The 13,451-nt window shown below is 69.8% G+C and carries 14 protein-coding genes; all 14 read right to left on the reverse strand.

All coding sequences use genetic code 11. From position 1 onward, the window contains the following. Nucleotides 1–115: 115 nt before the first annotated feature. Nucleotides 116–670, reverse strand: a complete 555-nt coding sequence (locus OG936_RS04315; RefSeq protein WP_266745116.1) for an adenine phosphoribosyltransferase — start codon at nt 668–670, stop codon at nt 116–118. After that, nucleotides 667–1,785 carry a protein translocase subunit SecF gene (gene secF / locus OG936_RS04320; RefSeq protein WP_406492673.1) on the reverse strand — a complete coding sequence of 373 codons (1,119 nt, stop codon included), beginning with the start codon at nt 1,783–1,785 and terminating at the stop codon, nt 667–669. The genes OG936_RS04315 and secF overlap by 4 nt, the downstream gene beginning before the upstream one ends. Nucleotide 1,786: 1 nt before the next feature. After that, a complete protein-coding gene (gene secD, locus OG936_RS04325; protein WP_406492675.1) occupies nt 1,787–3,535 on the reverse strand; it encodes a protein translocase subunit SecD in 1,749 nt (582 codons plus the stop codon). A gap of 147 nt (nt 3,536–3,682) precedes the next feature. Then, nucleotides 3,683–4,174 carry a preprotein translocase subunit YajC gene (yajC, locus tag OG936_RS04330; protein WP_406492677.1) on the reverse strand — a complete coding sequence of 164 codons (492 nt, stop codon included), beginning with the start codon at nt 4,172–4,174 and terminating at the stop codon, nt 3,683–3,685. A gap of 164 nt (nt 4,175–4,338) precedes the next feature. Next, nucleotides 4,339–5,436 (reverse strand): Holliday junction branch migration DNA helicase RuvB, encoded by a 1,098-nt coding sequence (ruvB, locus tag OG936_RS04335; RefSeq protein WP_406492679.1) that lies wholly within the window; start codon nt 5,434–5,436, stop codon nt 4,339–4,341. A 324-nt stretch (nt 5,437–5,760) separates the two neighbouring features. Next, nucleotides 5,761–6,384, reverse strand: a complete 624-nt coding sequence (ruvA, locus tag OG936_RS04340; RefSeq protein WP_383753479.1) for a Holliday junction branch migration protein RuvA — start codon at nt 6,382–6,384, stop codon at nt 5,761–5,763. Next, nucleotides 6,381–6,956 carry a crossover junction endodeoxyribonuclease RuvC gene (gene ruvC / locus OG936_RS04345; protein ID WP_406492681.1) on the reverse strand — a complete coding sequence of 192 codons (576 nt, stop codon included), beginning with the start codon at nt 6,954–6,956 and terminating at the stop codon, nt 6,381–6,383. The genes ruvA and ruvC overlap by 4 nt, the downstream gene beginning before the upstream one ends. A gap of 137 nt (nt 6,957–7,093) precedes the next feature. Beyond that, nucleotides 7,094–7,846, reverse strand: a complete 753-nt coding sequence (locus tag OG936_RS04350; protein ID WP_266745123.1) for a YebC/PmpR family DNA-binding transcriptional regulator — start codon at nt 7,844–7,846, stop codon at nt 7,094–7,096. 61 nt (nt 7,847–7,907) lie between these two features. Further along, on the reverse strand, nt 7,908–8,501 hold the full coding sequence (pdxT, locus tag OG936_RS04355; RefSeq protein ID WP_266745124.1) for a pyridoxal 5'-phosphate synthase glutaminase subunit PdxT: 594 nt from the start codon (nt 8,499–8,501) through the stop codon (nt 7,908–7,910). Between the two features lie 6 nt (nt 8,502–8,507). Next, entirely contained in the window at nt 8,508–9,428 is a 921-nt protein-coding gene (gene pdxS / locus OG936_RS04360; protein ID WP_406492683.1) for a pyridoxal 5'-phosphate synthase lyase subunit PdxS, read from the reverse strand. A 167-nt stretch (nt 9,429–9,595) separates the two neighbouring features. Then, complete coding sequence (locus tag OG936_RS04365) at nt 9,596–10,093, reverse strand: hypothetical protein (RefSeq protein WP_266752096.1); 498 nt, start codon at nt 10,091–10,093, stop codon at nt 9,596–9,598. 387 nt (nt 10,094–10,480) lie between these two features. Next, nucleotides 10,481–11,689 (reverse strand): glycosyltransferase family 4 protein, encoded by a 1,209-nt coding sequence (locus OG936_RS04370; RefSeq protein WP_266745125.1) that lies wholly within the window; start codon nt 11,687–11,689, stop codon nt 10,481–10,483. Next, nucleotides 11,686–12,621 carry a phosphatidylinositol mannoside acyltransferase gene (locus OG936_RS04375; RefSeq protein WP_383753489.1) on the reverse strand — a complete coding sequence of 312 codons (936 nt, stop codon included), beginning with the start codon at nt 12,619–12,621 and terminating at the stop codon, nt 11,686–11,688. The genes OG936_RS04370 and OG936_RS04375 overlap by 4 nt, the downstream gene beginning before the upstream one ends. Continuing rightward, complete coding sequence (pgsA, locus tag OG936_RS04380; protein ID WP_406492684.1) at nt 12,618–13,292, reverse strand: phosphatidylinositol phosphate synthase; 675 nt, start codon at nt 13,290–13,292, stop codon at nt 12,618–12,620. The genes OG936_RS04375 and pgsA overlap by 4 nt, the downstream gene beginning before the upstream one ends. Nucleotides 13,293–13,451 lie beyond the last annotated feature (159 nt).

Below are 13,451 nucleotides of genomic sequence, written 5' to 3' on the forward strand. Positions count from 1 at the left end.
GGCTCGACCTCCCCCGGGGACCGTGAGACCCCTCACAACGCGGAACGGGCACCCGATTGTTCCCGGGTGCCCGTTCCGCGAGCATGAGCCGTTGCCACGGACGGTCCGCTGCCGCTCAGACCGTGATCAGAACCTCCAGCGGTGCGCCGCGCAGGCCCTGCTCCAGACGGGCGCGACCGGGCAGGAAGCCGAGCTCCATGAGGACCGCGACGCCCGCGATCTCGGCACCGGCCCGCCGGATCAGCTCCAGGGAGGCCTCGGCGGTGCCACCGGTCGCGAGGATGTCGTCGATGACCATGATCCGGTCGTCTGCGGACAGGTCCTCCGCGTGGATCTCGATCTCGGCGGTGCCGTACTCCAGGTCGTACGCCTGGCGAAGCGTGGCTCCGGGCAGCTTCCCCGCCTTGCGGACGGGTACGAAGCCGAGCCCGGCCCGGATCGCGACCGGGGCGGCCAGGATGAAGCCGCGCGCCTCGAGGCCGACGATCTTCGTGGCTCCGTGGCGTACGCACAGTTCCGCGAGGGTCTCGGTGAGGGCCGCGAACGCTGCCGGGTCCGCGAGCAACGGGGTGATGTCCTTGAACAGCACGCCCGGCTTGGGGTGGTCCGGTACATCACGGATCCGGCTGAGCAGGAGCTCGCGGATGCTCTCGGTCGTGCTGCTGGTCATCGGCGCTTCCCCGAGGTCCGGCCGTGGCCCCTGGGGGGCTGCTGGCGCTGGCCGACGACCGCGGCGGCGGGTTCGGCTTCCTGGGGGAAGTCGCCGTCCGAGGGCTCGTCCTCGGCGGACTCGCCCTCGGCGGACTCGCCCTTGGCGGCGGCCGCCGCGCGCTTGGCGAGGACCCGCTTCTTCAGGGCCTTCATCTGCGGGTCGCGTTCCTTGAGGTCGGCGACGAGCGGGGTGGCAATGAAGATCGAGGAGTACGCACCGGCCGCGAGGCCGACGAACAGCGACAGCGAGATGTCGTTCAGCATGCCGGCGCCGAGGACGCCACCGCCGATGAAGAGCAGACCGGCGACGGGGAGCAGGGCCACGACGGTGGTGTTGATGGAACGGACCAGTGTGCCATTGATCGAGCGGTTGGCGATCTCGCTGTACGTCCAGCGGGTCTGCTTGGTGATGTCCCCCGTGCTCTCCCTGAGGCTGTCGAAGACGACGACGGTGTCGTAGAGGGAGTAGCCGAGGATGGTCAGCAGACCGATCACGGTGCCCGGGGTGACTTCGAAGCCGACCAGGGCGTAGACGCCGACCGTGATGGTGATGTCGTGGATCAGCGCGACGAGGGCCGCGATCGCCATGCGCCATTCGAAGGCGATGGCCAGGTAGATCACCACGAGGACCATGAAGATGCCGAGGCCGGTCCAGGCCTTGTTGGCGATCTGCTCACCCCAGCTCGGGCCGACCAGGTCGGCGGCGATCTTCTCCGTGGGGACGTCGAGGTCCTGGGAGAGCTGTTCCTTGATCTCGTCGGACTTCGCGGTGTCGACCTCGGTGATCTGGATGCGCAGACCGCCGTTGCCGAGCTTCTGGACGATCGCCTGGTGGCCGGAGGCCTCCGTGGCCAGGTCCTCCGCCTGGGCGACGCCCACGCTCGTCTTCGGGGTGGTGAAGACGGCGCCGCCCTTGAACTCGATGCCCATGTTCAGGCCGCTGATCGCCAGGCCGACGATGGCCGTGATGGTGATCAGGATCGAGATCCCGTACCAGATCTTGCGGTTGCCGATGAAGTCGTAGCCGACCTCGCCGCGGTAGAGACGGGCGCCGAGACTGCCGAGTCGCGACATCTCACGCCTCCTTCGGGTCGGTGGGGGCGTTGACACGGCGCGAGCGGCGCAGCGGCGGCTTGGCGCCGAGCCGCTTCGGGTCCAGACCGGACCACGGGTGACCGCTGGAGAAGAACTTCGTACGGGCCATCAGCGTCATGACGGGCTTGGTGAAGAGGAACACCACGACCACGTCGAGCAGGGTGGTGAGACCCAGCGTGAACGCGAAGCCCTGGACCTTGCCGACGGTCACGACGAACAGCACCGCGGCGGCGAGGAACGACACGAAGTCGGAGACCAGGATGGTACGCCGGGCGCGCGGCCAGGCGCGCTGGACGGCCGGGCGGAGCGTACGGCCGTCGCGGATCTCGTCGCGGATTCTCTCGAAGTACACGATGAAGGAGTCCGCGGTGATACCGATGGCCACGATGGCGCCGCAGACCGCCGGGAGGTTCAGTGCGAAGCCGATGGCCGGGCCGAGCAGCGACATGAGCGTGTAGGTCAGGATGCCGGAGGCCAGCAGGCTCAGGAGCGCGATGAACGCGAGGCCGCGGTAGTAGGCCACCAGGTAGATGACCACGAGGGCCAGACCGATGGCACCGGCGATCAGACCGGCCCGGAGCTGCTCGCCACCGAGCGCGGCGGTGACGGTGGTGACGCTCGCCTCCTTGAAGGAGAGCGGGAGCGCACCGTAGGAGAGCACGTTGGCCAGATCCTCGGCGGACTGCTGGGTGAAGCTGCCGGAGATCTCGGCACTGCCGCTGAGCGTCGTGTTCACCTGCGGAGCGGAGACGACCTCGCCGTCCAGGGCGATGGCGAACTGGTTCTGCGGGGACTGCTGCGCGGAGAGCTTCTTGGTGATCGTCTGGAATTCCTTGGAGCCCTTCTTGGTGAACTCCATGTTGACGATCCACATGCCGCGCTGCTGGTCGAAGCCGGCCTTGGCGTTGTCGACCTCGGTGCCGGACACCTCGGACGGACCGAGGACGTACTTGGCGTCGCCCTCGGAGCTGCACGCGACGACCGTTTCGGTGGGCTTGGCGCCCCGTGCGGCCTCGGCGCGGGAAGCCTTGCTGGAGCAGTCGAGCGCCGCGAACCGCTTCTCGAGCTTGGCGGCGGCCGCCTCTTCCGCGGCGGAGGGAGCGGACGCGGAGGGCTCCGGTGTGGTGGCGGCGGAGCCGCTCGCCTTGGGGCTCGGCGTGACGTCGGCCTTGAGGCCGTCGGTGACCGCGCGGCCCTGCGTGGAGGCACTCGCGCTCGGCGTCGCCGACGCCTTTCCGTCGGCCGATGCCGAAGCGCTCGGGCTCGCGGACGGGCTGGGCTTGCCGGACGACGAGGCGCTGGGCGTCGGGGTGGGCGTGCCCTGGGCGACGGTCAGCACCGGCCGGAAGTAGAGCTTGGCGGTGGTACCGACCTGCTCACGGGCCTGGGCGGAGTTCGTGCCCTTGGGGATGTTGACGATGATGTTGCGATCGCCCTGGGTCTGGACCTCGGCCTCGGAGACGCCAAGACCATTGACACGGCGTTCCATGATCTGGACCGCCGTGTCCATGTTGGTCTTGTTGATCGCCGATTCCTGGCCCGGCTCGCTCTTCGCCTCAAGCGTGATGGACGTGCCACCCGCCAGGTCGATGCCCAGACGTGGGGTCGGCTGACCAGCCAGGAACATCCCGCCGGTGAGCGCGACCATGGCGATCAGGATCAGAGCCAGGGAACGCCCCGGCCTGCCCTGACCGCCGGCCGGCCCTCGGCTCTTCTTCGGTGCTGCCACCTTATCGTTTCTCCCTGTCCAACCGCCCCCGCGCCGGGTACGCGCCCGAGCGGCCACGAAGTGTTGTGAGGACCCGCCCCCGCAGAAGATCGCACGGTCCGGGGAGTGCCCGATGCCGGTGGGCTCATGGCATCCCCGGGTCGTGGGTTACTTCGCGTCGGCCTCGCCGTCGGTCTTGCCCTCGGACTTCTTGTCGGACGTGGCGTCCGTCGCCTCGGCGTCGTCGGCGTCGGCCTTCTTGCCGAGGTCGATCTTGGCGTCGTCCGAGGTGTCCTCGTCGACGCCGGCCTCGGCCTCGGTCAGCGAGGAGGCATCGTCCGGCACGACCGCGCCGTCGATGTCGAGGGCGTTCTCGTCGTCGCCGTGGACGATGCGGTTGTACTCCGCGTCGTCGAGGACGGCGCCGATGGCGTTCTTGGCGTAGACGGCGTGAACGCCGGGCGCGATCTCAAGGAGAACCGTGTCGTCGTGAAGTTCCTTGACGGTGGCGTACATGCCCCCGATCGTCCGGACGCCGGTGCCGGGCTGCATTTCGTTGCGCATCTGGGCGGCGGCCGCCTGCTTCTTCTTGGCGGACCGCGTCATCAGGAACATGGCCCCGATGAGCACGATGAAGGGGAGAAGAGTCACGGGATTCACGGGACGAGTTTCCTTCGCACGACCGCGCTGGACGGCGGCCTGATCTACGGGGGTGGGAACACCGACCTTTAAGGGCGGCACCGGCGGAGTCTAAGCGAGTCCGCATCGATGGAACAACGCCTGGCATCGCTCGGTGGTTCCTGTCCGGGTGAACCTGTGACGCATCACGCCCTGAACAGGCCCTGTTGTCCCTTTCCATCATGCTGCGGGGGCACGAGACCGAGGTGGACCCACGCCGCGGGTGTCGCGACGCGCCCTCGCGGCGTCCTGGCCAGCAGCCCTTCCCGCACCAGGAAGGGCTCGGCGACCTCCTCGACCGTTTCGCGCTCCTCGCCCACGGCCACCGCGAGGGTGGACAGCCCGACGGGACCGCCGCCGAAGAGTTTCAGCAGGGCGCCGAGCACCGCCCGGTCCAGCCGGTCGAGACCTCGGGCATCGACCTCGTAGACCCTGAGGGCCGCGGAGGCGACGGCGCGGTCGATCCGCCCGTCCGCCTTGACCTGGGCGTAGTCCCGGACGCGGCGCAACAGCCGGTTGGCGATACGGGGGGTGCCGCGGGAGCGCCCGGCGATCTCGGCGGCACCCTCCATGTCTATCGCCACGTCGAGGAGACGCGCGGAACGGTGGATGACACGTTCCAGTTCGGTGGGGGTGTAGAACTCCATGTGGCCGGTGAAGCCGAAGCGGTCACGCAGCGGGGGCGGCAGTAGTCCGGCCCTGGTGGTGGCGCCCACCAGGGTGAACGGCGGCAGTTCCAGCGGGATGGCGGTGGCGCCGGGGCCCTTGCCGACGATGACGTCGACCCGGAAGTCCTCCATCGCCATGTAGAGCATCTCCTCGGCGGGCCGCGACATGCGGTGGATCTCGTCGAGGAAGAGGACCTCGCCCTCCTGGAGCGAGGAGAGAATCGCGGCAAGATCACCCGCATGCTGGATGGCGGGGCCGGAGGTGATCCGGATCGGTGCGCCCATCTCGGTCGCGATGATCATGGAGAGGGTGGTCTTGCCGAGGCCGGGGGCGCCGGAGAGCAGGACATGGTCGGCGGTGGCACCGCGGGCCCTGGCCGCCTTGAGGACCAGGTCGAGCTGTTCGCGCACCTTCTCCTGACCGACGAATTCATCGAGGTCCTTCGGGCGCAGCGCCGCTTCGACCGCGGTGTCCTCGCCGTCCGCGTCGGCGTCGACAAGGCGCTCGTCCAGCCGCTCGCTCGGGCGCTCGCCGAGCGGCTCTTCGGTGTCGGGTCCGGTCTCGTCCCAGTTCATTCAGTCTGTCCCGCCTCGGGTGTTTCGGTGCCGTGCGGTGCCCGGCTCGGCGTCGGGGTGTCGGTGCCCCGGGGGGTGTGGCGCTCAGAGGCTGTCGGGCGACCTCCGACCGGAAAGCGGACGCGGTCCGGTGCGTGCGATTCCAAAGCGCCGAGATGTCCTCGAATGAGGTCTCCCCCGCTCGAACGAAGTTGAGAGCTTGAGGAAGGAGCTACCAGGGCATTTCGGCAACGCGGGAGGGGGTCCCCCTGGCCCTTAATGCCTTGGGGGAGTGCGTGCCAGGGCGTGGACGCCCGGTCGGAGGTCACCCGACAGCCTCTCAGGTCAGCGTGCACGGTTGAGGGTCTGCAGCGCGGCGCGCAGCAGCTGCGGCACAGGCGCCTGCCCGCCCTCGGCCAGCGCCGCCTCGGCCTGCGGGGTGACCGCGGTGACCGCCTCGTCGGCCTCGCGGGTCGCGTAGCCGAGACCGATCAGGGCGGCCTGCAGCTGGTCGCGCCAGGAGGAGGTGACGGGGGTGCCGATGCCCTGCCGGCCGATCTGGGCGACGGGTTCGCCGAGTCTGTCCTTCAGTTCGAGAAGGAGCTTCTGCGCGCCCTTCTTGCCGATACCGGAGACGGCGGTGAGCGCCTTCTCGTCGCCGGTGGCGACCGCGATCCGCAGGGCGTCCGGGGTGTGGGTGGCAAGCATGGCCTGGGCGAGCCGGGGACCGACTCCGCTGGCGGTCTGGAGCAGCTCGAAGACCTGCCGCTCGTCGTCGTCGGCGAAGCCGTAGAGGGTGAGCGAGTCCTCCCGTACGACGAGGGAGGTGGCGAGCCTGGCCTCCTGGCCGATCCGGAGGCCGGCCAGGGTGTTCGGTGTGCACTGGACGGCCATACCGATGCCGCCGACCTCGATCACGGCCGTGGTCGGGGCGAGCGCGGCCACAGGGCCGCTGACGAAGGCGATCATCGGGGGACCTTCCGGACGGGAACTGCGGGAGTACGGGGAACACGAGCGGTGCGGGCCGCGGCGGCGGCCGCCGCGTGCGCCTGCTGGAGACGGCTGACGGCGGGGACGCGCCAGATGTGACAGATGGCGAGCGCGAGGGCGTCGGCCGCGTCGGCCGGTTTCGGCGGGGCGTCGAGCCGCAGCAGCCGGGTGACCATGGCACCGACCTGTGCCTTGTCGGCACGGCCGCTGCCGGTGACGGCCGCCTTGACCTCGCTGGGGGTGTGCAGGGCGACGGGGATTCCGCGCCGGGACGCGCAGAGCATGGCGACGGCACTGGCCTGGGCGGTGCCCATCACAGTACGGACGTTGTGCTGGCTGAACACCCGCTCCACGGCGACGAATTCGGGCCGGTGCTCGTCCAGCCACTCCTCTATGCCGCGCTCGATGGCGACCAGCCGCCGGCCGAGCTCCGCATCGGTCGGGGTGCGGACGACGCCGACGCCGAGCATGGTCAGGGGCCGCCCTGCGACGCCTTCGACGACGCCGACACCGCACCGGGTCAGCCCCGGGTCGACGCCGAGTACCCGCATGGGACGCCCCCTCCGTACCGATCGGTCAACTGTTCCCGCAGGCTATCGGCTCGCACTGACAACGCGGCGGGCAAAGCGACGGGCCGACGGGGTGTGTTCCCCGCCGGCCCGTCCATGAAGGCTGTGCCGATCCCGGCTCAGGCGTCCACCTTCTCCATGACCTCGTCGGAGACATCGAAGTTGGCGAAGACGTTCTGCACGTCGTCGCTGTCCTCCAGCGCGTCGATCAGCTTGAAGATCTTGCGCGCGCCCTCCTCGTCCAGCTCGACCTGCATGGTGGGCAGGAAGTTGGCCTCGGCGGAGTCGTAGTCGATGCCGGCCTGCTGGAGCGCCGTACGGACCGCGACCATGTCGGTGGCCTCGCTGACGACCTCGTAGGTGTCACCGAGGTCGTTGACCTCCTCGGCGCCCGCTTCGAGGACGGCACCCAGGACGTCGTCCTCGGTCAGTTCGCCCTTGGGGACGATCACGACGCCCTTGCGGTTGAAGAGGTACGAGACCGAACCAGGGTCGGCCATCGAACCACCGTTGCGGGTCATCGCGACGCGCACGTCGGAGGCGGCACGGTTGCGGTTGTCGGTCAGGCACTCGATGAGCACCGCGACACCGTTCGGGCCGTAACCCTCGTACATGATCGTCTGGTAGTCGACGCCGCCCGCTTCGAGACCGCCACCGCGCTTGACCGCGGAGTCGATGTTCTTGTTCGGTACGGAGCTCTTCTTGGCCTTCTGGATCGCGTCCACAAGGGTCGGATTTCCATCGGGGTCCACACCGCCGGTGCGCGCCGCGACCTCAATGTTCTTGATCAGCTTCGCGAAGAGTTTGCCGCGCTTGGCATCGATCACGGCCTTCTTGTGCTTCGTCGTAGCCCATTTAGAGTGGCCGGACATCTGCCTTCTCCTTCGCGTCACCCAAATCGATTCGAACCCGAGAGATCCTACCGGGATCGAGTCAGCCGACTGCGCGCACCATGTCCACGAACAACGCGTGAACCCGGTGGTCCCCGGTCAGTTCGGGGTGGAAGGACGTCGCGAGGGCGTTCCCCTGGCGTACGGCGACGATGTGGCCGCCGTGCTCCGCCACCACCTCGGCCCGTGCGCCGACCGATTCCACCCACGGGGCGCGGATGAACACGCCCTCGACCGGGCCGCCCTCGATACCGGCGACCTCCACGGCCGCCTCGAAGGACTCGTTCTGCCTCCCGAAGGCGTTACGGCGCACGATCATGTCGATCCCGCCGACCGTCTCCTGGCCCGCGCGCGGGTCGAGAATCTTGTCGGCGAGCAGGATCATTCCGGCGCAGGTGCCGTAGACCGGCATCCCGTCCCGGACCCGTTCGCGCAGTGGTTCCAGCATGCCGAACAGAGCAGCCAGTTTGGACATCGTGGTGGACTCGCCACCGGGAATGACCAGGCCGTCGACCTCGGCGAGTTCCTCGGGACGCCGGACCGGCCTGGCCAGGGCGTCCGCCGAGGCCAGGGCGATCAGGTGTTCCCGTACGTCGCCCTGGAGAGCCAGGACTCCGATCACAGGGGTGTCGCTCATCAGTGACTACCAGCCGCGGTTGGCGTAGCGCTCGGCCTCGGGCAGGGTGTCGCAGTTGATGCCGACCATGGCCTCGCCCAGGTCCCGGGAGGCGTCCGCGATGATCTTCGGGTCGTCGTAGAAGGTGGTGGCCTTCACGATGGCGGCAGCGCGCTTGGCGGGGTCGCCGGACTTGAAGATGCCGGAGCCGACGAAGACGCCCTCGGCGCCGAGCTGGCGCATCAGCGCGGCGTCGGCGGGGGTGGCGACGCCGCCCGCGGAGAACAGCACGACGGGCAGCTTGCCCAGCTCGGCGACCTCCTTGACCAGCTCGTACGGGGCGCGGAGCTCCTTGGCGGCGGCGTACAGCTCGTTGTTGTCGTAGCCGCGCAGCCGAGCGATCTCGTTCTTGATCTGGCGCAGGTGACGGACGGCCTCGACAACGTTGCCGGTGCCGGCCTCGCCCTTCGAACGGATCATGGCCGCGCCCTCGGCGATCCGGCGCAGGGCCTCGCCCAGGTTGGTGGCGCCGCAGACGAACGGGGTGGTGAAGGCGAACTTGTCGCTGTGGTTGACCTCGTCGGCCGGGGTGAGGACCTCGGACTCGTCGATGTAGTCGACACCGAGGGACTGCAGGACCTGGGCCTCGACGAAGTGCCCGATGCGGGACTTCGCCATCACCGGGATGGAGACGGCCTCGATGATCTCCTCGATCATGTTCGGGTCCGACATCCGGGCCACGCCACCGTCCTTACGGATGTCGGCAGGCACCCGCTCCAGGGCCATGACGGCCACGGCGCCCGCGTCCTCGGCGATCTTCGCCTGCTCGGCATTGACGACATCCATGATCACGCCGCCCTTGAGCTGCTCGGCCATGCCGCGCTTGACGCGGGCGGTGCCGGTGGCCGGGGAGTCGGCGGACTGCGGGGTGGTGGGAAGCGTGGACACGGATCGACCTCACTCGGAGAAAAGTTGCTGAATGCGCTGGTTGGTGCTGAGCAGAGCCAACTCCCCGGGACCAGTCCACAGCAAGGGCCAATAGCAGGCCGGTGGATCGTTTTGAACTCGTACGGGACGGGCTGTGGCCCCGGTCACGTAAGGGTGAGGCCGCCGGATCAGCTGACGGGGCGGTCCGCCAGGGCGACCGGTGGCTCGTCGTCCATCTCGAAGGCGAGCGGGAAAGGGGCGTGCCCGGCCAGCCGGAACCACCGCACCGTACGGTGCCTGCGCAGCGCACGCGCCGCGCGCACGGCGTCGTTGTGGAACCGCCGGGCCATCGGCACCCGGCGCACGGCCGCGGCGAGTTCGGACGCCGCTTCCTCCCCGCCGGGGATCTCCTTCACGCTCTCGACCTGCGCCCGCTCGCCGAAGACCGCCCGCAGCGCGGTGCTCAGCTCGCTCTCCGCGACCTCGCGGTGTTCCTCCTCCGCCTGCCGGGCGGCGTGCGCGGCCTCGTAGAGCACGATGGACGCGGCCGGGTCGAGAACACCCGAGGTGGCCAGTTCCTGGGTGACCGAGGCGCGACGCAGGAGCTGCGCGTCGAGGGCCGCGCGGGCGGCGTCGATACGGGTGTGCAGCCGGTCCAGCCGTCCGGCGGTCCAGCCGAGGTACATGCCGATCGCGACGACCGCGACGGCGATCCAGATGAGGGTTTCGATCACGGGCGGCAAGGCTACCGTCGGGACGCGGGCGCTGCGGCTGTCCGGCCCGGGCCCGAGGACGGGCGGGGACATGCCCGGTTGCCGCTGTGGCGCCGGTCCGGGCGCCGGTCCTCACACGCGGGACGGGCTCGAAATCGCCATGCGCATCACTCTGCGTGGCTCGATGCGCCACGCCGACCGGCCGCGCGCTCGAACCGGCGCCCTGGGGCTTTCGTTCCTATCAGGCCCCCCTCGCGTACCCCGGCAGCGAGCCCTGCCTGATCCGGACGCGCGGTCCTAGCCAGTGCCGTGACCGGCAATGTTTGCGACGCGACGGGGCAGAGCTTGCCGGGAGGGGCACTAGTCCCGCGCCAGTCCGAAGCGGGCGCGCAGGCCCGTGCGTTCGTCGGCCGCCACGGATGCGGCACCGTCCGTCACCGTCTCGTAGACCGCGAGGATGTCCGCGCCGACCGTCGACCAGTCGAAGCGCCGCACGTGCGCGGCTCCCCGCTCGCGCAGCTCCGCGCGCCGCTGCGGATCGCCGAGCAGCCGGATCGCCGCCGACGCCAGGGCGTCCGCGTCCTCGTTGATGAAAAGCTCGCCCGCCGCGCCCAGATCCAGGACCTGCGCGAACGCGTCCAGATCACTGGCCAGGACCGGCGCGCCGGCCGACATCGCCTCGACCAGGATGATCCCGAAGCTCTCGCCGCCCGTATTGGGCGCGACGTACACATCGACGCTGCGCAGCAGCCGCGCCTTGTCCTCGTCGCTCACCATGCCGAGGAATTCGACACGCCCGCGCATCTCCTCGGGCAGCGAGGCGACGGCCTCCTCCTCGTCGCCCCGGCCCGCCACCAGCAGCCTGGTGTCCGGACGCGCGGCGAGGATCGCGGGCAGCGCCCTCATCAGGACGGGCAGACCCTTGCGGGGCTCGTCGATGCGCCCGATGAAACCGATCGTGCCGCCCTCCCGTCTTCGCCCACCGCCCTCGACCGAGCTTCGCGCCTGCTCCGACTGCCACTCGGCCTTGGGCTCGGCATCGGCGAAGAAGCCGACATCGACCCCGTTCGGGATGACGACCGCGTCACCGCCGAGGTGCTCGACCAGGGTCCGGCGCGCATACTCGCTCACCGCGATGCGCGCGCTGATCTTCTCCAGGGCGGGCTGCAGGATCGGGTACGCGGCGATCATCGCCCGGGAACGCGGGTTCGAGGTGTGGAATGTCGCGACGATGGGACCCTGCGCGGCCCAGCAGGCGAGCAGCCCCAGCGAGGGCGACGTCGGCTCATGGATGTGGATCACGTCGAAGGTGCCGTCGTGCAGCCAGCGGCGCACCCGGGCGGCTGAGAGGAAGCCGAAGTTCAGCCGGGCCACGGAGCCGTTGTACGGGACGGGCACGGCCCGGCCCGCGGAGACCACGTACGGCGGCAGTGGAGTCTCGTCGTCGGCGGGCGCCAGCACCGACACCTGATGCCCCAGCCGGATCAGGTGCTCGGCCAGGTCCCGGATGTGGAACTGCACGCCGCCCGGGACGTCCCAGGAATACGGGCATACGATGCCGATCTTCACGGCCGGACCTCCCGGTTCTCCAGATCGGCCGACCAGAGCCTCTGCAGCATGTGCCAGTCCTCCGGATGTTCGGCGATCCCGACGGCGAAGGCATCGGCCAGCGCCTGTGTCATGGAGGACGTCTTCTCGTCGCGGTTGCCTGACTCGGGCACCTCGACCGGCGGGTGGATGCGCGCCTTCATCACCGGCGTCTCGTCGTACGACAGCGTCACGGGCAGCAGCAGTGCCCCGGTCTGCTGGGCGAGCAGCGCCGGTCCCGCGGGCATGCGCGCGGAGTCCCCGAAGAACGTCACCTCGACGCCGGAGGCCGACAGGTCGCGGTCGGCGACCAGACAGACCAGGCCGCCCGCGCGCAGCCGTCGCGCCAGGGTGCCGAAGGCGGCGCCGCCGCTGTGCGGCAGGACCTCCATGCCGAGCCCCTCGCGGTAGGCCACGAACCGGTCGTACAGCGTCTCGGGCTTGAGCCGCTCGGCGACCGTGGTGAAGGGCACCTTGAGGTCGGTGGTGACCCAGGCGCCCGCCAGGTCCCAGTTCCCCAGGTGCGGCAGGGCGAGGATGACGCCGCGGCCGGTGTCCAGCCCGTCGGTCAGCCGGTGCGAGTCCGTCACCTCTATGGACGCCTTGATCCGCGCCGGGCTCCAGGTGGGTAGCCGGAACGACTCCATCCAGTAGCGCATGTACGAGCGCATTCCGGCCTTGGAGAGCGCGGCGAGCCGGGCCGGGGACGCCCCGGGCACGACCCGCGCCAGATTCGACTCCAGCCGCAGCACGCCCTTGCCCCGCCGCTTCCACACCTGGTCGGCGATGGTGCGGAAGAGAGCCCGGGCCACCGGTTCGGGAAGCTTCTTCACAGCGGCCCAGCCGAACCCGTACAGCCCGTCGGTCAGCCGGTCCCGCAGGCCGGTCCGCGCCTCACCCGGTGCACCGGTCACTGCGCGGCCCCGCTCCCCCGGCCCGCGGCCTTGGCCTCGGCGGCATCTGCCTCAGCGGACTCACGGCGCACCGTAACGACCCGCTGCACGAGCGTCACCAGGCTGCCCGCGGCGACGATCCACAACGCGATCGGCAACAGGACCTGGATCCCGGGGACACCGAACTTGTGCAGACCGGCGAGCCCGGCCGCGACCAACGAGATCACCAGCCGCTCCGCGCGCTCCACGAGCCCGTTGACCGCGACCGGCAGCCCGATCGACTCACCACGCGCCTTCGTGTACGAGACCACCTGGCCGCTCGCCAGGCAGAAGATCGCGACCGCGCACATCACGTTGTCGTCGCCCTTGCCCGCGTACCAGAGCGCGAATCCACCAAAGATCGCCCCGTCGGCGACCCGGTCGAGGGTCGAGTCCAGGAAAGCGCCCCAGCGGCTGGAGATACCGGCCTGCCGCGCCATGTTGCCGTCGACGAGGTCGGAGAACACGAAGATCGTGATGACGATCGTGCCCCAGAAGAACTCCCCCATCGGGAAGAAGACCAGCGCACCTGCCATCACTCCGGCCGTACCGATCAGAGTGACCGCGTCGGGGCTCACGCCGAGACGGAGCAACAGTGCGGCGAACGGTGTGAGGACACGCGTAAAAAATGCACGCGCGTACTTGTTCAGCATGGCCTTCCCGAGGGTCGGTGGGCCGAGTGGCCCCTTCGGCCACCGGCTGGCCCATCGTAGTCACGCCCGCCGGACTCCACCGTCCGGGCACCCGGCCTCGCGCGGCGGCGCTCGACGTATGGACGCGACCCGGCGGGAGTGGAAAGCTCGAATTACCGC

Source organism: Streptomyces sp. NBC_00846 (genome assembly GCF_045207325.1).
Lineage (GTDB): Bacteria > Actinomycetota > Actinomycetes > Streptomycetales > Streptomycetaceae > Streptomyces.

Coding starts and splice junctions, on each gene's coding strand:
- ruvA (WP_383753479.1), bottom strand. CDS start 6,384: ATGATCGCCTTCGTCAGCGGCCCTGTGGCCGCGCTCGCCCCGACCACG.
- secF (WP_406492673.1), bottom strand. CDS start 1,785: ATGTCGCGACTCGGCAGTCTCGGCGCCCGTCTCTACCGCGGCGAGGTC.
- ruvC (WP_406492681.1), bottom strand. CDS start 6,956: ATGCGGGTACTCGGCGTCGACCCGGGGCTGACCCGGTGCGGTGTCGGC.
- OG936_RS04350 (WP_266745123.1), bottom strand. CDS start 7,846: ATGTCCGGCCACTCTAAATGGGCTACGACGAAGCACAAGAAGGCCGTG.
- pgsA (WP_406492684.1), bottom strand. CDS start 13,292: ATGCTGAACAAGTACGCGCGTGCATTTTTTACGCGTGTCCTCACACCG.
- OG936_RS04365 (WP_266752096.1), bottom strand. CDS start 10,093: ATGTACCTCGGCTGGACCGCCGGACGGCTGGACCGGCTGCACACCCGT.
- OG936_RS04315 (WP_266745116.1), bottom strand. CDS start 670: ATGACCAGCAGCACGACCGAGAGCATCCGCGAGCTCCTGCTCAGCCGG.
- pdxT (WP_266745124.1), bottom strand. CDS start 8,501: ATGAGCGACACCCCTGTGATCGGAGTCCTGGCTCTCCAGGGCGACGTA.
- ruvB (WP_406492679.1), bottom strand. CDS start 5,436: ATGAACTGGGACGAGACCGGACCCGACACCGAAGAGCCGCTCGGCGAG.